The following is an 18,344-nucleotide window of genomic DNA, read 5'->3' as shown; positions in this document are numbered from 1 at the left end:
TGCTCGCGCTTTCGCTTTTAGAAGGTTCCCAGCCCTGTTTTTTCTTGGAACCTGTAGAGGGTAGAGTCCCAGGGCTTGGGCTTCTTGTAGGCGCTGAGTGGCTCGGTGAAGAGGGCATCTTGGTTGTTCCACTGGCGCTGCCAGTAGTCCAGGAATTCCCGCTGTAGTTCGGGGGATTCTGAGCGCACCAGCAGGCTGGTTTCTAGGTTGAAATTTGAGATGTTGCGGCGGGTAAAGTTGCCCGATCCAGCCAGAATCTGGGTCTGGTTTTCTGCAATCAGGCCCAGGAACTTGGGGTGGTACTGCTCGCCGTGGGTTGCTGCCCAGCGCACCTCAATCTTGGCCACTGCCAGCTCAAACGCCACCGGCAGGTTGGGCAGGCCGGTTTTAGAGCGACCAAAGGCATCCTTGTTTTTATCGAGGATAACCTGCACCGTAACACCGCGGTTGGCGGTTTCTTTCAGGGTTGCCAGAAGCTCTTGCTCTGCCAGGTAGAACATGCCCATTACCAGCAGGTCGCCGGGGCGGGCGCGAGCAAGAAGTTCCAGGACAGCCTCTTTAATTCCGCCCTCGGTGCGCAGGGAAACCTCTGCCAGGTGCCCTTCGCCGTTCCCTGCTCCGGGCGCTGCCGCCACCTCGGGCACTGTACCTGCCACAGCGCCGTCCTCGGGCAAAAGGGCGGTAAAGAAAGTGCCTCCGGGCGCAGAGAACTCGTAGACCGCTCTCTCGCTCGCGAGCAGGTCGGCCAGCACGGCGCCGTCCACGCGAAAACCAAAATTGGCGTTGGGCGCAGAAGCATCGTGGGGATTAGCCGATGAAACCACCGCCTCGCGCTCGCTGAGCACTACCTTGCGGTGGTTGGCCTTGAAGTTGAACAGGCGGGCGTAGGAGTCAAGCCCCATGCGCTCTTTGCCGGGAGCCAGAACGTTGGGCAGGGTGAACCGGCTCAGCGCGGAGCTTCTGCCTGCCAGGCGCCGGTAGAGAAAAGAATAGCCGGGGTTGGAGTCGGGCAAACGGTCGAGGTCGGTAAAAACGAGCTCGATTCCTGCCTTTTCAAGCCGGGCAAAGTGGCTCCGCACTGAGGCACCGTAGAAGGTGTTAATGGGGTCTGTGATCACGAGAATGGGTAGCTCGGGGCTTCTGCGCTTGCGAGCTATCAGCGTATCAACCACCGACTTTGAGAGCTGCGGGTAGTCGCGGCCGGCAGGATAGTCGCCGTTGAAGAGAAAAAGATCAAGCACAAGGTAGGCCTGCGCACCCTCGATCACCTCAAAGATTGCCTCAAAGATGCTCTGCTCGGTGACCGTGCTGCCTTCGCTGAGGTAGGTGAGGTCGGTTAGCAGCTGTACCCGGGTACGGCGAAAGGGACCCGAGAAAGACAGGCCGGCGGGCAAGATGGGTGATAGAGCAAACATAAAAACCATGATGGCAGAAAACCCGCCCGGTTTTCCCTGGGGTTAGTGCCGTTTCCCTGCCGATTTTCGCCAGGGAAACGGCACTAACCCCAGGGAGAAGTTTCGTGGGCAGAAACCCTCAACCGTAAAATGGTGCCCATGACTTTTCTTACCCGCCAGCAGTGGCAGCCCCTCGCCCAGGCACACGAGCAGCGGGCCGGCCGTTACGCAGACCCTTTCTTGGAAAGAAGACACCGCGGCCAGAAGCACCCGGTTGAAGATTTCCTCTTTACCTACTACACGCTCAAACCCGGCCAGATGAAGCGCTGGCACCCCGGTGCCGGAGTGATTCTGCTCGATGCCGAGGAGCAGACCCGACAAAAGTTCTACCGCCCCGCAACCGAGGCAGAGTTGAGGCAGGCAGGGCTCAGCGAAGAAGAAGCAAGCGAGCACGCCCGGGCAAAAACCGCCGCAATTGTAGATGTGCAAGACTTCCTAGAACGCCGGGCTACCGCCCTAAATTTCACCCGTGAAATTTTGGGCAAAACCGCCGCTAAGCCGGGCTTTTTCGGTTGCTTTGGCATGCACGAGTGGGCCATGGCTTACAAGTCCAAAGAGAACAACATCCGCCACGAGTACCTCGATTTGCGGCTGGGTGCCAGTGGTACCGACCGGGTGGTGGAGAGCAACCGTATTCGGTGCTCTCACTTTGATGCTTTCCGCTTCTTCATGCCGCAGGCGGCTCCCATGAACGAGCTTCAGCCCACCCGGCAGGCCCAGCGCGACTTAGAGCAGCCTGCCTGTCTGCACGCCAACATGGATGTTTATAAGTGGGCCTATAAGCTCCTTCCCCTGGTTTCTTCTGACCTGCTCATGGATTGTTTCGAGCTTGCCTGGCAGGTGCGCGAGCTCGATATGAAGGCCGCCCCCTACGACCTCACAGACTGGGGTTACGAGCCGGTGAAGGTTGAAACCGCCGAGGGCAAGGCGGAATACGTCAGAATTCAAAGGGGCTTTGCCGAGCGCAGCGTGCAGCTGAGAAACCGCCTGCTTGAAGTGGTCAATACGTATTCAGCAGAACTAGACAGCATAACCTAGCACCAGCAGACAACGGCCAGGGTGATCTAGGTTAGACTTATAAGCGGCTCACTGTAGTTTCTGCACACCAAGGAGTGCCTGCCAAATGGCCCGTATTGTAGTTGATGTTATGCTCAAGCCCGAGATTCTTGACCCGCAGGGTAAAGCAATCGCGAATGAACTGCCCCGCATTGGTTTGGAGAATTTCTCCGATGTGCGCCAGGGTAAGCGGTTTGAGCTGACTGTTGAAGGCGAAGTTACTGAGGAGCTGCTTGCTCAGGCTCGCCAGGCAGCTGAGGAGCTGCTGTCTAACCCGGTGATTGAAGACGTCGTCAACGTTTCTGCGCTGGAGGACTAGTCGATGACAGACCTCAAAGATGTTCGTGTGGGCGTGGTGACTTTTCCCGGCACTCTCGATGACCGCGATGCAGCCCGGGCTGTGAAACTTGCCGGCGGCACCCCGGTGTCTCTGTGGCACGATGAAGCTGACCTAAAGAATGTTGATGCCGTGATTATCCCCGGCGGTTTCTCCTACGGTGACTACCTGCGCGCCGGTGCTATTGCCGCTAAGGCTGCGGTGATGAGCAAGGTCATCGATGCGGCTAATTCTGAGGCTGCTCTGCCGGTGCTGGGTATCTGCAACGGTTTTCAGATTCTGACCGAATCTCACCTGCTGCCCGGCTCCATGATTAAGAACGATCACCGTAAGTTCATCTGCCGTGATCAGGTGCTGCGCATTGATACTAACGAGACCTCCTGGACCTCTCAGTACGAGAAAGGCCAGGAGATTGTTGTTCCTCTGAAGAATCAGGACGGCCAGTACGTTGCCGACCCGGCTACCCTTGAGGAGCTTGAGGCGGAGAACCGGGTGGCTTTCCGCTACGTGGGCTTCAACCCCAATGGTTCCCGCAACGACATCGCCGGTATCACCAACAAGCGCGGCAACGTGGTGGGTCTAATGCCCCACCCCGAGCACGCGGTGGAGCCCGGCTTCGGCCCCTCTTCGGTGGGTTCGGGCGAGGACGTCGCTCTGCGAGCGGGTGCCGACGGTCTGGGTGTATTCACCTCGGCTCTACAGGCGATTATCAACAAGTAGCCAGAAAGCAAGGATTGACTAAACACATGAGTGACAAGCAGTTTAATCTGGATACCGTTGAGAACGCAGCGGCTACTCCCGAGACTGAACTTCCCTGGGCTGAACTCGGCCTGAAAGAGAACGAGTTTGAAGACATTAAGAAGCTGCTGGGGCGTCGTCCTACAGCAGCTGAGCTGGCCATGTACTCGGTGATGTGGTCTGAGCACTGCTCCTACAAGTCGTCGAAGATTCATCTCAAGCAGTTTGGCCAGAAGGTCACCGATGAGATGAAGAAAGATCTGATGGTGGGCATTGGCGAGAACGCCGGTGTGCTCAACATTGGCAATGGCTGGGCTGTGACCTTCAAGATTGAGTCGCACAACCACCCCTCCTATGTGGAGCCCTACCAGGGCGCTGCCACCGGTGTAGGCGGTATCGTGCGTGACATTATTTCGATGGGTGCCCGCCCGGTTGCGGTAATGGATCCGCTGCGGTTTGGCAACATTGACCACCCCGATACCGCGCGTGTGCTGCCCGGTGTTGTCTCGGGTATTGGCGGCTACGGTAACTCGCTGGGCCTGCCCAACATTGGTGGCGAGGTGGAGTTCGATGATTCCTACCAGGCTAACCCGCTGGTGAATGCCCTGGCCGTGGGCGTAATGCGCCACGAGGATATTCGCCTGGCCAACGCTTCTGGCGTGGGTAACAAGGTGATTATGTTCGGTGCCCGCACCGGTGGCGACGGCATCGGTGGCGCATCTGTGCTGGCTTCTGAGTCTTTCGACGATTCCAAGCCCTCTAAGCGCCCTGCTGTTCAGGTAGGCGACCCCTTCGCTGAGAAGGTTTTGATTGAGTGCTGCCTGGAGCTCTTCAAGGGCGAGGTGATCGAGGGTATTCAGGACTTCGGCGCTGCCGGTATCTCCTGCGCAACCTCTGAGATGGCATCCAACGGTGAAGGCGGCATGCACGTTGACCTCACCAAGGTTCTGTTGCGCGACCCCACTCTGACTCCCGGCGAGATTCTTATGTCAGAATCCCAGGAGCGCATGATGGCCGTGGTCACCCCCGAGAACCTCTCCCGCTTTGAAGACATCATGAAGAAGTGGGACGTTGAGTACTCGATTCTGGGTGAAGTCACCGATACCGGCCGCCTGGTGATTGAGTGGGACGGCCAGGTGATTGTGGACGTCGATCCCAAGACCGTTGCCCACGACGGCCCCACCTATGACCGCCCCTACGCCCGCCCCGACTGGCAGGATCGGCTACAGGCAGACCACTTTGTTGGCTCTGAGGCAGACTCTGAGCGCCCCGTCGGCGACAACCTGGGACAGGCAATCATTGACTTCATGGGCTCAGCAAACATGGCCGATAAGTCTTGGATTACCAACCAGTACGACCGCTACGTACAGGGCAACACCGCCCTGTCTATGCCCGATGACTCCGGCGTGATTCGCGTGGACGAGGAAACCGGCGCTGGCGTGGCACTTTCTACCGACGCCAACCCGCGCTTTACCTACCTTGACCCCTATGAAGGCGCGCGGGCGTCATTGGCTGAAGCCTACCGCAACGTGGCTACCGTGGGCGCTCGTCCTGCGGCGGTTTCTGACTGCCTGAACTTCGGCTCCCCCGAGGATCCCGATGTGATGTGGCAGTTCGTTGAGGCCGTGCGCGGCATTGCCGACGGCTGCCAGGAGCTGGGCGTGCCCGTGACCGGCGGTAACGTTTCGCTCTACAACCAGACCTCGGGCAAGGCAATTAACCCCACCCCGGTGGTTGCGATGCTGGGTGTGATGGACGACGTCGCCGCCCGGGTTCCCTCGGGCTGGTCGGTTGCCGAGGACGGTCAGGCTATCTACCTGCTGGGCACTACTCGCGATGAGCTCGATGGCTCCGAATGGGCCCGCTACAAGGGTCACCTGGGTGGTCAGCCTCCCAAGGTAGACCTTCAGCACGAGAAGACTCTGGCTTCGGTGCTCAATGTTCTCAACCGCGATCAGATGATTACCTCAGCCCATGACGTTTCGGCCGGTGGCCTTGCCGGCGCGCTGGCAGAGGCATCGCTGCGCTTTGGCGTGGGCGCTCGTTTGAGCCTGGCAGAGGTTGCTGAGCGTGATGGTCTGGATACCTTCACCCTGCTCTTCTCCGAATCCCTGGGCCGCGTGCTGGTTTCTGTGCCCCACAATGTTGAGGCACGTTTCAAGGACCTGGTTTCAGCCCGCGGTCTGGCGGTGGCCCGCCTGGGTGTGGTCGATAACGAGATTAACGCTATTGAAATTCAGGGCGAGACTTCAATCTCCCTGGATAAGCTGCGCGAATCCTGGTCGTCTGCGCTGTCATCACGTTTTGGTGAGGTAGCGCAGGGCTAGCGCAAAGTACTAGTTGAGCGCCGAAATACTAGCTACAAGCTAGTATTTCGGCGCTTTTCTAGTACCTCAGGCAAGTTATCCACAGTCATAAAAATTAACCTATATCTTTTAGCCATAAATTGCCTCAAGCTGAGTGCATGAATCACAAGAAAGATATTCCGTTACTATCTACGCAGCTTCTTTTAGACCGTGGATACAGCAAAAAGTTCATTGCCAAGGAGGTAAAACAAAAGCGTCTGCTCCCGCTGCGAAAAGGTCTCTATGTTGAAACGCAACACTGGGAGGGGCTCTACCCGTCAGAGCGACACCTGCTTCAGATGAAGGCATTATCCCAGCGGTGCAATTACGTTTTTACGCATGAGTCTGCTGCGCTGGCATTGGGTCTTCCGGTTTTACATGTTCCTCGCGAATTACATATCATGGCACTCCCCCACAGCAGGGGGCAGGTCAAAGGTGCAAAGAAGCACTACTACAGCCAGCAACCAGCAACGCAAGAGATTCTGGGGATTACGCTCACCACAGCAGTGCACACCGTGGTTGACTGCGCAAAATCATTGCCGCTGGCAGATGCTCTCTGCATTGCTGACGGTGCCTTGCATTTGAAACAGCTAACCCCCGCTCAGGCTTTTGCTGCCCTAAACGAAGCTACGGGAAGAGGTGCACGTTCATGCAGGCGGGTAGCTGAGCTCATGAGTCCCCTGGCGGAGTCTCCCGGCGAGACTCTAACCAGAATTGCGCTCATACAAGCCGGGATAGATTTTGTAGAGCAGCAGTGGATTCAAACTGCATCTGGCTCCTTTAGGGCTGATTTCTTGATTCAGGGTTTCAAGCTGTTGCTTGAATTTGATGGCGATGTTAAGTACCGCGACAATGCTGAACGTTCTGTTTTAGCAGAACGTAAACGCGAGCGCGCCCTTCAGAATGAGGGATGGACAGTTATTCGGGTTGAGTGGCGCGATGTTCAAGATCCTGGGCGGGTGGCATTTATGGTTCGCCAAGGCATGTATAGGGCATCTAGGTACTAGAAAAGCGCCGAGGTACTAGCTTCAAGCCAGTACCTCGGCGCTCAACTAGTACCTCAGCAGCAGAGAGCCTAAATCATCACGTTCTCCAGGCCCTTTCCATAGAAAGAAATCACTCCCCCACCCATCAACTCGCGGTCGCTAATATCCCAGGTGTGAGCCGCTGAAGCTGAGCGAACCTGCATGAAATTGTACCGGTCGGCACTATAAATACGCCCGCCAGCGGCAATAACCCGCTGTAGAAAATCGGTGTCTTCGCCGCGGCCCAGGGCGCTGAAAGGGGTTTCTTCAAAAACATCACGGGAGCCTGTGAGAGTGGGGCCCATAATGAAGTGGGTCCAGCGGTGTTCCCGCTCGGGGTTGCGCACCATAGTTGCTCCCGATGATTCAAAGTGCATGTAGTGGGCCTGTTTACCCACCAGGTCAGCACCTGAAAAGCGCCTTGCGTAGAGCAGATCGCGCAGGTACTCGGGGCCGTAAAGGTCATCGTCATCGACCTTGGTCAGCACCTGCCCAGCCGAGGCGGCAACCAGGCGGTTGAGGCACTCACCCAGGGGAACGTCGTCCTCGGCGGAAAGCAGGTTGAGGTGCTCTAGGCCGAGATCGCGGGCGAAAGCCCGCACCTCGGCGGTGTTGACGGTGTGGCCGTGGGTGAGGAGGTTGAGTTCGACCTCCACGCCGCGAAAGCCGGCAACGGTTCTTAGCACGTGCTCGAGCTGGCTGGGGCGGTTGGTGGAGACGAGCGCTGAGACCGTGGGCAGGGCAGTTGCAGGACGCGCGGGCAGCAGGTGAGCGGCGGAAAGCAGCTGTTCGGCGCGGTGGGTGTAGGTGTGCTCTGCCCAGATGGTGCGCTGGGCCAGGTGGGTGGTGCGGGAGTTGTATTCGGGGGAGCGCACGAGGGCGCGCAGGGTTGCCTGAGCGTCTGCTTCGGTGTCGACTACGGGTACCTGGTCTTGGCTGAAGTAGCGCGGGATTGCCTCGGAGCGGGTGGAGACCACCGGGGTGCCGCTGGCGGTAATTTCAAAGACGCGGCGGGCGCACATGCTCGGGGAATCAACCACGGAGTTGACGTTGAGAAAGACCTTGTATGCCTTGTAGGCGGTGAGCATTTTGCTGTAGGGCAGGGAGCCGACCACGCGGGTGTCGAGGGGGGCGGGGAATTGGTAGTTGGGGTCGTCGCCGAGAAAGCGGGAGAAGATTTCTAACCCGTGCTCCATTTTTGAGGACGCCGCGTGGGCGGCTCCCAGCAGCAGGTCCATCTGTTCGCGGCGTTCGGGGTATTTGTGGGCGAAGTACATGCCCGCGAAGGCAACGTCGCGTTCGTGCCAGCCGTGCTGGGGGCGAATGGGGTTGTGGATTGCGGTTTGGGCGGCGAAGGCGAGGGCCTGCACGCGGTCGTGGCCTAGGCGCTGTTTATAGTCGGGGATTTTGTTGGAGTCTGAGGTAAAGACGTGGTCGAAGAGGACTGCGGTGGGCAGGAAATCCTCGAAGTGGGGCGGGTCTTCTTTGTTCCAGAAGAGTGTGGGAATGCCGTGGTTTGTGCAGTAGTCCACCAGGGCGCGCAGTTCGGGGGCGGGGGCTTTGGAGCCGGTGAGTTTGTAGCGCCAGGCCCCGCTATTGCCTGCCCAGGCGGATTCTACGAAGAGCATGTCAATGCCGCCGGCAATTTCGTTTTCCCAGTTGCCAGGAGTAACCGGAACGGTGGTGAATTCGTGGCCCCAGGCGGCGGCTGAGAAGTCATCAAGAATGGTGGCGACTTTGAGGTGGCCGTAGGCGGGGGTGCTGGCTTCATCGGGGTTCGTTGCAGGGAAATCCAGTTGCAAGTCAGCTTTTCCTAGTTTAAAGAGCCGAAGCAAAGGAGAAACCTGAGTTATATTGGCACGTGCGTCAACTCCAATAGTCATATTTCGGCGTGTTCTAAAAGTCCGGAGTTGGGAGGTACCACCGGCACGCAAGTGCCACATAGCGCGACGGAGATAGGAAATGACCTCGCGGAACCGGTTACTGCTCATTATTTAAATCCTCATTTTCAAATTACATTCTCAAAAGTAAATCTATATACTGCATAGCCTGCTTCAAGCTATATAAACCTACAGCGTCAAACACTTTTACATTCGTACATGCTACTCGGATACAAATTAAGCTTCCAGATATTAGCTGACATCATCCCACACAATGCAGAAAACAAGCCTCCACGTCAGGAATGACGTACTCCCTTATGGGATCCGAGAAGACTAGTTTTTTCGTCCGCTTACCGTACACGGCAACAAGTAGTTCTACACTACTTGTTTCAGCTACTATGATAAGTGGTTCTGATACCAAGTTAAACTTGGAGAGGCGGCAACGAAACTGATCAATTCACCGACACAAACCTTCATCTACGGTTCCTGCGTATCACGGGACATGTTTGAGCTCCTGCCTCGTCAGAGCTTTCCTATTCTGAAGTACCAAGCGCGCCAATCGTTGGCTTCGATGGGACGTGATGCGAGCAAACATTGGCCTGCTGGTTTCAGTCTTAAATCAAATTTCCAGAACAGAATGGTGCACGAGGACTGGGCAGGCAATGCTTGGAGTCAGATTTTCTCCTATAAGAATAAGATTGATTTACTGTTGGTTGACCTCTTCGATGAACGTCACGGTATCTATCGATTTACCAGGAACGAAGTAGTAACACGCACAGCGGAAATTGTTGGAACCCCGTTAGAAGAAGAAGTTCAGAACTGCCAATTCTTGAAGTTTGGCACTAGCCCTCATTTCAAAACCTGGAAGCACGCCGCCGATGTATTTGCTTTTCGACTTAGGCAGAACGACCTCTTTGAAAAAACTGTTGTTGTAAAAGTTCCATGGGCTAAACACACCAGAGAGGGAAAAACTGTTCCTTCAAGCATGGGGCTCAACGCTTCTGAAGCGAATCAGCTCTTTGCACGTTACTACGCTTATTTGCAATCTCTAGGACTACAAATACTTGACCTCACAGACTTTCCAGTCTATGCAGAGCCTCTGCATCAGTGGGGACTGGCGCCTTTCCACTACACTCTCGAGGTATATAAAGAAATGACTCGCAAGCTTACTGACATAGTGGACTCTTTCAGCACTCAAGAGAAAGAACTCACTGATGCCTGAGAACAAAAGTAAATTTCGCTTTCCCAAGTTTAACACAAATAAACCCACCCCTGTAGCTCCTGAACCATTACTTGTTCCCTTAGGTAGGGTAATTACATCATATGAAGAATCTAAAATAGCTGAAAGTTCCTCAGCCTTAGCAAAAGTACTCTTTGGTCGCCACATGACCAAACTCCCTGGCTGGTGGCGTGAAGCCGATGCTTGCGGAGTAGTGAGTGAACGGCTCCAGAACTTCTGCGATACAGGTAACTCATTTGTTCAGCTTGAGCCTGGATGGGGGTACGCAGTAGCTCAAGAAATTGATGCAAGTTTTTTTGTCGTCGAAACCGCAGCTCTGGAACAAGGAGCTTGGGCAGGCACATTAGAGCCCGGAGGCGAACATCTTTTTGATGAGCTTTTAGCAATGGTTAAGAATGCACAACGAAATTTAGTAACCCCAATTTTGATAGAATCGACAATCCCTGATTCCGAAGCCCCTCGCTCTTTCTCAATAACAAGTACTTTGACACGGCTACGCAAGGCTATACCAGGGAATATACGAGAAATAGATAAATTTTCGCGTGATGCATTTTCTCCACCTTTCTCACCATTTATTCAAACGCTGATTCGCTATGAAGCAGAGGAGATTACTCATGGCCAGTGATGTTCTTCTGTTCAAGGGAAAAGGTCAGAACGAGGAGGTTCTTGACCGCGCTACAGCAAAGCTAATCGGCAGGTTAGAAAAATCCCTTCTATCTTTTCAAATAGTTAAGCAAAAAGGTATTAACTCACAGATCACAAGCGAGCTTAACTCTTCTATCGATAGGTATAGCCCACGAGTGGTTTTGTGCATTGGTTATAGTGCGAATGTATTTTTATCAAAATCTTTCACTTTAAACATACCTTTCGTAGCGGTTTTACCAGATATTCCTGGAGACTACAGCACTGTTTATAAATCTGCACTTAGGAACCTCGAAGGAATTGCCGCTGTCGCTGACTTAGTCATGGTTCTTGATGAGCCTTCAAGGTCTATACTTGAATACCTTGTAGCAGGCATGTCAGGGCGCGTGCGTCTGATTAAGCAAGTCCAGGCGCTTGAAGACCTCGTTGAGGAGTCCCGAAATCTCACTGGCGTAAACCAGAAGATTCTGATTTCAAGTCATGATTTTAGATTTATTGCAGACACGGTTCATATGTTTCAGAGGCTTCCAGGGGTGGAAGTACGATTACAGGAGTGGCCGCTTGCTTCAGCGACACCACCAGAAAATATCCAATCTGATATTACTTGGGCAGATACTATCCTTTGTGAATGGGCAGGTCGCAATGCAGTGTGGTATTCACACCATTTATCAAGCGATAAAAGATTATTTATACGACTCCACGGGTTTGAAAGTAAATCTGAATGGATTAATAACCTCAATATGGATTCCGTAGAGAAGGTTCTTACGGTATCTGCCTTTTATAAGAATCAGCTACTAGCGCGTCATGGCTGGGAAAGTAGCCAGATTGAAGTAATAGGAAATTCAATTAACCACGGTTCTTTTTATCGGAAAAAAACCTCTTCTGCTGAGTTTCATTTAGGCATGTTGGGATTCACCCCTCTGCTAAAACGTCCCCAAGTAGCAGTCGAGATTCTACGTTTACTTGTTAAGAAAGATACGCGTTTTACGCTCCACCTGCGGGGAGAAAATCCTTGGAATCATACTTGGTTATGGCAGCAGAATATAGCTGAGGTCGATGCATACCGAGATCTTTATTCCTTAGTATCAAATGATGATATTTTAAGATCCCATGTTGTATTTGAATCGCCTGGCGCTAATGTTGAGGGATGGTTTTCCAAAATCGGTTGGATTTTATCGCTTTCGGAGCGAGAAACTTTTCATCTTGCAGCAGCAGAAGGTATGGCTTCTGGCGCCGTTCCGGTTTTCCTACCGCGCGAGGGAATCGAAGAGATTTTTACTGACCGGTGGCTTTTTGACTCCCCTCAGGAAATTGCTAACTATATTTATTCAACGGTTACAAACCGCACTTGGATAGTAGAAAGCCACAGAGCATCTCAATACGCCTACCGTTTTGATTTCGCTCAAGTTAGCACTCGGTGGCGTCAGGAGGTTTTGGGTGACTAGCTTTGACGTAATTATTCCTGCATATCAAGCTGAGCATACTCTCGCTCGGGCCGTGAAGTCTGCGCTATCCCCACTCACGCAAAATGTCTTTATAATAGTAGATTCATGCGACCGTACGTTAAGTAAAGCTCAACAGCTCGCTGAGCAGGACGAGCGGATAGTAGTAAAAACTACTTCTATTGAGAACAACCATGACCTGCCGGCGGGAGTGAGCGTTGCCCGTAACATAGGAATTTCATACGCTACTGCTGACTGGGTATGCTTTCTTGACGCCGATGACACATACGCTCCAGGATATTTTGATGCGCTTGAGAAGATGGTTTCCTCCGCACCGGTTTCGTTACCGTTAATTCACACTTGCGTTGTTCGTGAAGTCAATGGACAAGTTACGGATAATCACCCACTGCGCTACCGATTCTATGGTGGAAACCAAGTCGTTAGTTTACTTGAAAAGCCTCATATGATTGGGCTATCCGTAGCAGCAGCTGCCTTTAATAGACGTTTTTTAGAAGCAACCGAAGTTAGTTTCCTTAAGGGGATCTCTTGGTCCGAAGATGCTGACTTCATATCGCGTTATCTTATTGAAGTTTCTGCGCTACGCCCCGATTTCAAAGTTGGATTCTGCGCTGAAGCCACCTACAGATATGTCATCTCTTCTAACTCAACTACTTCGACCGCATGGGCAAATCCAGATAAATATGTTCTACCCTTCACAGCAATCTACCTACCGTGGATTCAGCTGGCGATAGAAAAACTAGGGCATGTTCCCCGGTGGCTAGAAAATGTGCTTCTCTATGAGCTCTCCTGGTATATAGAGGCTGATCGCCAAGTTATTCATCCTAGCCAACTAGTTGCTGCCGATACATTATTACGTTGCACCGAATTGATACGTACGGTTCTTCTAAGTATCAGGCCAGAAGCAGTCCAGGAGTACGCTCTTACACCGCTCAGCCTTGACCGCCGCATGATGCTCCTAGCAGGAACGGGCTTTGTCGCTACACCTTTAAATAACCAAATAATCATCTACAATAAGAAGCCCTGGCAAAAACTAGTTAAGCATACGTATTTCTTTACCGGGATGCTTCCCTTAGAAACTTTTCCAACAGAAAAAGAACCTCAGCATATGCGCTGGGTAAGCCACACGCTTTTTGGAGTAGAACTTGTACGAGAGCGTATATTTTGGGCACAGCAGGGAACCCCAGTTGTATTAGATGATAACCCCCAGATTGTTGCACCCTTTAGAGGAAACCCTCGCCTTCCTCATTCAGAATCTAAAGAAAATTTTATTCAAAAACCAAAAGAAGTTATAAGGAAAAATAATAATTTAACTAATTTACGCAAAAAACTCTGGCATCTTCGAAAAAATATTTTCCAAATTAATAATAATTTCTTAAAGAAAGAATCGACAATTAGATTATCAGGCATAACAGGAGAAGAACCTCCCATTTGGTTCTACATGGATCGTGCTCACCGTGCTTCAGATAATGCTGAATTTTTCTACCGTTACGCGGAAAAAAACTACCAGAAATACGCCATATATATGCCCTCTCGCCGGATTCAACCGATTGGAATCGGCTAGAAAAAGAAGGCTTCACGCTAGTTTCAACAGAATCTTCAGATTATGAGAAAACCTTACTTTCTGCGCAGGAAATACTTGTCAGCGATATCAGCGATAGCTCTCTCGCACCACTATTGAGCAAGGTCTCTTTACAACAAAGGATTATATTTCTGCAACACGGCATCATACGGAATCAAATATGGCGGTGGTTGAATTCCCGTCGAATTGATGTTCTTCTCACCAGCACTGATCGAGAGACTGCTGAAATCATAGGCGACGGGACCCATTACACCCTAAGCAGTCCCGAAGTATGGCAAACCGGTCTACCCAGACACGATGCTCTAAAACAACTAAGAGCGATGTCTACCCCAAAAGATGTGCTACTAATCGCCCCTACTTGGTCGCCAAAGATTCGTCACAAAATACCTGGTACAACTATTGATTCGTGGATAAACGATTGGACTCAGTGGGTAGCGAATATCAGCACGCTCAATCTGGTACCAGTATTCTTTCTGCACCCCAATATGGAGGAGGCTTTTGCAGAATCCAATATCACCCCGTCCATCCCAGTTATACGGGGGAACCAGGTTCAGGAGTTCTTGGCCCGAGCAGCAGTCGTAGTAACTGACCGATCATCGATAGTTAATGAAGGCCATTTTATTGGTGTTCCAGGCGTGCTGGTAGCACCGGAGTCTGATCCTCTTTCTTTCAAGTTACGGGATAAATATCTAGATTCAGGCTTTATCCTAGTCGATGATTTCGCTGAGTTACCCAGCGCAGTGAAGCATGCAGTGGCTGATGATGTTACTAGATTCAGACAACCTGCAGACCTACCTCCTGAACCTAGCTGTGAGAAACTAGTCTCCCTAATATTAGAGACACGGTTTGAGTAATGTGCCCCACCCTCTCCCGTTACCTACTTGCGGTTCCGTGTCGTAAATTGTCCATATTTTTGTGGATATAACTGAATCTCTACTACTATTGTATTGTCTAAAGATTCATATGCCGCACAGCGGGTCTACCGCACAACCGTCCAAGGATTTTCACCCCTATGCCCTTGTCAGCGCCAGATTTACTCACAGTTGTCGTTGAATCGTCAAGTTCACTTGACCGCGAATCCGAACTATACCGCGGTCTCATCGCTGCTAATTTGCATTGGGAAGATCGATACGAAATCAGACCAGTCAGTGGCCCTCTTACCAGCGAAACCATGCGCCAGATATGTTCATCTTTGGACACTAAATATGTAATCTTCATGCGGGACACCCACTCGCTATCCCTCAACTTCATGAGCGGCCTGTTGCAACGTCTTAGCGAAGACACTCAGTATCTTTTTGAACCCAAAATATATATGGGGAATATCCCTGCAGACCTTTCCAAAACCAAACTTACAGACGATTATTACTACAAGCGAGATACAGACATTTATGGAGTGGCGTTCAATACTCGCCGTCTTGTAGAAGCATTAGAAACGTTTTCTGACCTCGATCGCAAAAGTCTCTACATAGCTTACCGACTCTACTGGTCCGTAGACACAGCACCCATATTCGAAGCTGGTTACTCTGTCAACTCAGTTACGAAAGTTGCGATTGGTAGCATACTTGAAGAATCTACAAATCGTTTACTACCAAAAATTCAAAGCTCGGTCAAAGAAATTCGTCTATACGTTCTTCGTTTGGTTGTCCTATATTTACGAGGACTCCGTGAAACTAAAAAAACACAAATTTCTGTTTCCCATCTTCGTGAAATATCGAAACTATTTGAGCTCAACGAGCTCAAGTCCAAGATTGAACTAGCAAATACATTTGAGGTGGGGTTCATTTCTTGGATTTTTGACCCTAATGACTATTTATTTCTCTTTAAACAGCTCACCGATGAAGATAGCTACCTAGTTTTTCCATCAGAAAATGAAGTTACAGAAAGTTATTTCCCGCTCTACACTATAGAGTTCTCAGACGAAAATGTAGAGATTGGGAAAGAATATCGACCAAATAAAGAACGCCCAGGCTACTATAGACCAGCAACTTACGATTTTTACAAACGTCCCATTACGCCTAATTCAAAAATTCTATTTTTTGATAGGCCTCTACAGGCGGACGATAATGCAGAACATCTATATCGGTATTTTATGAATAACTACCCTGAGTACAGCAATATATATTTTGCTCTTAACCGAAATTCCAGGGACTGGAGTCGGCTTCAAACTGAGGGATTCAATCTAGTACACTTTTTCAGTCAAGAATTTTATGACCTGTTCTTAAAATCAGATTTAGTTGTAGCCTCGCAAATATACAATCTTGAATATCGGGGTAAAAGTCTTATAAACTCTCGCTTTGTCTATCTCCAGCATGGGATTCAACTCAACGATATGACTGATTGGGTTCTCTCAAAACCATTCGATATTTTCGTTGCCACCGGACGAAATGAATCTGATTATTTACATAAATTAGTGCCACGAGAGACTCTTAATTCCGGGATACCTCGACTTGAGGCTCTATCAAAAAATAAAAGTTCTGATCCTGAACACCTATTGTTCATGCCTACCTGGCGCTTCAATTTGCAAACAGCTTCAACTGAAAATTTTATGGAGTCCGAATACTTCAAAACAATCAATAATCTTCTTACCGACCCTGCGCTTCTAGAGTATCTTGAACAAAAAGATAAAAAACTTCTTGTCCAATTGCATCCCAATCTTAAAAAACGCACAGATTGTTTCCAATTCTCCAAACGTGTTGTAAATTCAACTTATACATATGCTGAAGCAATAGCCAAATCTGAGATAGTTTTAACTGACTATAGTTCAGTCGTGCTTGACGCTGCTTTTATTGATATACCCATAGCTTACTACCCCTGGGATTTTGAAGAGTTCTTTAAAGATCAGCCTTACGGTAGCAGATTGGATTACATCGAAGATGGCCTTGGTCCCGTCTTAACAACACATCAAGAAGTTATCAAATATATTCTTAATGAAGAGTATAAAATTTCAGATAGCACATATCTACTCCGTAAGGAAAGATTTTTTGCAGGTGTAGATCCAGATAAAATTAACTCAACGATCGCAGAAAGGATGCTGGCTCTCTAATGGCTATATCCATCAATTCAGTTAAAGGTCGTTTGAAGAATGAAGCTAAAAACATTCTTTATTCTTCACAGGGTCGAAACTCCGCTCGAAAGACTCTTAATCTTTTAAGAACTTCAGAAAAATATTCAACATACCTTGAAAACAAAAATTTTAGAAGAATTCTTGAAAATATAGCTTCTGAAGATTTACCCTATGGAAAATATTTCGCAAAAATAACCATCCACAATTGGGAAAATTTCAAGAATCAAAAATTTAAGTTATTTCAAAATGGAAAGCTCGTATACGGAAACCAGATAGAGGCTCCTGCTAAAGGATTTCCCCTTGAATATAGAAATATCCCGGTCAGCTCTTTAAATAAAAATAATTTTCGTCTTAATATCAACGCTGATTTTGATATCAAAATTGGTAAAGGGTCATTTACAACCGTTCAGCAACGAAATTATGATGATAAATACGAAATAATTCAAGATGGAGATGTTTTCTACTCTTTACGAGGTAATACTACCAATCCATCTAAAATTCTTATAACTTTTCCAGGTTTTGGCCCCTCAACCACCCGCATTTCTTATGCAATTAGTTACCTCAAAGCACTAACAGAGGATGATCTTCAGAACACTCTTATGATTTGTTTTCAAGATCGTTATCTAGTTTCTGGATCATACATGATGGTCGATAGTGCACGGCGTCCTCTGTACCCCAGGGTGAAATCTGTTATTGATCATTTCATGAGGCTTTATTCAATTGATGACGACAATATGCTGCTATTTGGAGCGTCAAAGGGAGGATCTATCGCGCTACATTACGCCCAAGAATTTCCTCGCGCCCGTTTGCTAATTGCCGTTCCACAGCTAAACCTTCCCTATTACATGAACAAGCCATTCTTCCGTTATAACTTGTTCGAAGTTAAAGCTTTTCACGAAATGATACAGCCCGAGCAACTCCTCAGAAAGTATCTTACTGAAGGTCGCCGAATCGACTATTTTTACACAAATAACGACGAGCTAAGTAATCATTCAGTTATCGAACTAGCACACGGGGTTAAGGGGCTAACCAAATATAGGTTTAATGGAACACACGGAGAAGTAGCTAAGGCTGCCTTGCCCACTATGTTAAACATTATTCGTGAGTTTCTTGGCCAAGCAACAAATAAAAAGATTATTTGTGAAGATGCTCTTACTTACAAGACCGAAGATAGACTCTACGCTCAAGTACGAATCCAAGATGATATTGAAAATAACAACCCTGCTAACTGGTATCTAGAAGCTAATGACGGGGGTACTATTCTACGTGTTGCTATGACTAACCATACCTATGGTTTCGTAAAGTATACCAGCCCCAGTCAGGCAATATTCCCCAGCTACGACCCGATTTCTAGTTTTAATAAAATCATAGGTTCCTTTGATACCGGGCTTACCTATATTGGTAAGCTACCACATAAGTTGGAGAATAACTCTGAGTCTCAGGAACAAATTAACCGATCGTTCTCCCCGCTGTGCCTCAACACAGAAAAAAAATATTAATCATTACACAATAGTTGATGAA

14 protein-coding genes are annotated in these 18,344 nt (G+C 49.8%); 12 read left to right on the top strand and 2 right to left on the bottom strand.

Annotation, left to right across the window (positions count from 1 at the left end):
• Positions 1 to 17: 17 nt before the first annotated feature.
• Positions 18 to 1,415 carry a phospholipase D-like domain-containing protein gene (locus IEV00_RS09130; RefSeq protein WP_188360051.1) on the bottom strand — a complete coding sequence of 466 codons (1,398 nt, stop codon included), beginning with the start codon at positions 1,413 to 1,415 and terminating at the stop codon, positions 18 to 20.
• Between the two features lie 138 nt (positions 1,416 to 1,553).
• On the opposite strand from IEV00_RS09130, the gene IEV00_RS09125 reads away from it, so the two are divergent.
• From IEV00_RS09125 to IEV00_RS09105, 5 genes are all read left to right on the top strand, one after another.
• Positions 1,554 to 2,492 carry a 3-methyladenine DNA glycosylase gene (locus tag IEV00_RS09125; protein WP_229723161.1) on the top strand — a complete coding sequence of 313 codons (939 nt, stop codon included), beginning with the start codon at positions 1,554 to 1,556 and terminating at the stop codon, positions 2,490 to 2,492.
• A gap of 85 nt (positions 2,493 to 2,577) precedes the next feature.
• Complete coding sequence (gene purS / locus IEV00_RS09120; RefSeq protein ID WP_188360049.1) at positions 2,578 to 2,829, top strand: phosphoribosylformylglycinamidine synthase subunit PurS; 252 nt, start codon at positions 2,578 to 2,580, stop codon at positions 2,827 to 2,829.
• Between the two features lie 3 nt (positions 2,830 to 2,832).
• Positions 2,833 to 3,567, top strand: coding sequence for a phosphoribosylformylglycinamidine synthase subunit PurQ (gene purQ / locus IEV00_RS09115; protein ID WP_188360048.1), 735 nt, complete (start codon positions 2,833 to 2,835; stop codon positions 3,565 to 3,567).
• Between the two features lie 26 nt (positions 3,568 to 3,593).
• Positions 3,594 to 5,912 carry a phosphoribosylformylglycinamidine synthase subunit PurL gene (gene purL / locus IEV00_RS09110; protein ID WP_188360047.1) on the top strand — a complete coding sequence of 773 codons (2,319 nt, stop codon included), beginning with the start codon at positions 3,594 to 3,596 and terminating at the stop codon, positions 5,910 to 5,912.
• Between the two features lie 137 nt (positions 5,913 to 6,049).
• A complete protein-coding gene (locus IEV00_RS09105; protein WP_188360046.1) occupies positions 6,050 to 6,937 on the top strand; it encodes a DUF559 domain-containing protein in 888 nt (295 codons plus the stop codon).
• Positions 6,938 to 7,005: 68 nt separating this feature from the next.
• Here IEV00_RS09105 and IEV00_RS09100 read toward each other — a convergent pair whose 3' ends face one another.
• A complete protein-coding gene (locus tag IEV00_RS09100) occupies positions 7,006 to 8,757 on the bottom strand; it encodes a glycosyltransferase family protein (protein ID WP_229723160.1) in 1,752 nt (583 codons plus the stop codon).
• A 526-nt stretch (positions 8,758 to 9,283) separates the two neighbouring features.
• On the opposite strand from IEV00_RS09100, the gene IEV00_RS09095 reads away from it, so the two are divergent.
• The 7 genes from IEV00_RS09095 to IEV00_RS09065 all read left to right on the top strand — a co-directional run bounded on the left by IEV00_RS09095 (position 9,284) and on the right by IEV00_RS09065 (position 18,322).
• On the top strand, positions 9,284 to 10,057 hold the full coding sequence (locus tag IEV00_RS09095) for a DUF6270 domain-containing protein (RefSeq protein WP_308936405.1): 774 nt from the start codon (positions 9,284 to 9,286) through the stop codon (positions 10,055 to 10,057).
• Positions 10,050 to 10,700, top strand: coding sequence for a hypothetical protein (locus tag IEV00_RS09090; RefSeq protein ID WP_188360044.1), 651 nt, complete (start codon positions 10,050 to 10,052; stop codon positions 10,698 to 10,700). The genes IEV00_RS09095 and IEV00_RS09090 overlap by 8 nt, the downstream gene beginning before the upstream one ends.
• On the top strand, positions 10,690 to 12,162 hold the full coding sequence (locus IEV00_RS09085; RefSeq protein ID WP_188360043.1) for a glycosyltransferase family protein: 1,473 nt from the start codon (positions 10,690 to 10,692) through the stop codon (positions 12,160 to 12,162). Before IEV00_RS09090 ends, IEV00_RS09085 begins: the two co-directional genes overlap by 11 nt.
• On the top strand, positions 12,155 to 13,741 hold the full coding sequence (locus IEV00_RS09080; RefSeq protein ID WP_188360042.1) for a glycosyltransferase family 2 protein: 1,587 nt from the start codon (positions 12,155 to 12,157) through the stop codon (positions 13,739 to 13,741). Before IEV00_RS09085 ends, IEV00_RS09080 begins: the two co-directional genes overlap by 8 nt.
• Positions 13,654 to 14,613, top strand: coding sequence for a CDP-glycerol glycerophosphotransferase family protein (locus tag IEV00_RS11270; RefSeq protein ID WP_188360123.1), 960 nt, complete (start codon positions 13,654 to 13,656; stop codon positions 14,611 to 14,613). Before IEV00_RS09080 ends, IEV00_RS11270 begins: the two co-directional genes overlap by 88 nt.
• 158 nt (positions 14,614 to 14,771) lie before the next feature.
• Positions 14,772 to 16,802 carry a CDP-glycerol glycerophosphotransferase family protein gene (locus IEV00_RS09070; protein WP_188360041.1) on the top strand — a complete coding sequence of 677 codons (2,031 nt, stop codon included), beginning with the start codon at positions 14,772 to 14,774 and terminating at the stop codon, positions 16,800 to 16,802.
• Positions 16,802 to 18,322: an alpha/beta hydrolase family protein gene (locus IEV00_RS09065; protein ID WP_188360040.1), complete on the top strand. Its 1,521-nt coding sequence runs from the start codon at positions 16,802 to 16,804 to the stop codon at positions 18,320 to 18,322. Before IEV00_RS09070 ends, IEV00_RS09065 begins: the two co-directional genes overlap by 1 nt.
• Positions 18,323 to 18,344 lie beyond the last annotated feature (22 nt).

The organism is Rothia aerolata (assembly GCF_014635585.1).
GTDB lineage: Bacteria > Actinomycetota > Actinomycetes > Actinomycetales > Micrococcaceae > Rothia > Rothia aerolata.
Note: the sequence above shows the minus strand (reverse complement) of the source record. Positions and strands in the feature narration are given on the sequence as shown.

Coding starts and splice junctions, on each gene's coding strand:
- IEV00_RS09125 (WP_229723161.1), top strand. CDS start 1,554: ATGACTTTTCTTACCCGCCAGCAGTGGCAGCCCCTCGCCCAGGCACAC.
- IEV00_RS09085 (WP_188360043.1), top strand. CDS start 10,690: ATGGCCAGTGATGTTCTTCTGTTCAAGGGAAAAGGTCAGAACGAGGAG.
- IEV00_RS09065 (WP_188360040.1), top strand. CDS start 16,802: ATGGCTATATCCATCAATTCAGTTAAAGGTCGTTTGAAGAATGAAGCT.
- purS (WP_188360049.1), top strand. CDS start 2,578: ATGGCCCGTATTGTAGTTGATGTTATGCTCAAGCCCGAGATTCTTGAC.
- purQ (WP_188360048.1), top strand. CDS start 2,833: ATGACAGACCTCAAAGATGTTCGTGTGGGCGTGGTGACTTTTCCCGGC.
- IEV00_RS09070 (WP_188360041.1), top strand. CDS start 14,772: ATGCCCTTGTCAGCGCCAGATTTACTCACAGTTGTCGTTGAATCGTCA.
- IEV00_RS09130 (WP_188360051.1), bottom strand. CDS start 1,415: ATGTTTGCTCTATCACCCATCTTGCCCGCCGGCCTGTCTTTCTCGGGT.
- IEV00_RS09105 (WP_188360046.1), top strand. CDS start 6,050: ATGAATCACAAGAAAGATATTCCGTTACTATCTACGCAGCTTCTTTTA.
- IEV00_RS09090 (WP_188360044.1), top strand. CDS start 10,050: ATGCCTGAGAACAAAAGTAAATTTCGCTTTCCCAAGTTTAACACAAAT.
- purL (WP_188360047.1), top strand. CDS start 3,594: ATGAGTGACAAGCAGTTTAATCTGGATACCGTTGAGAACGCAGCGGCT.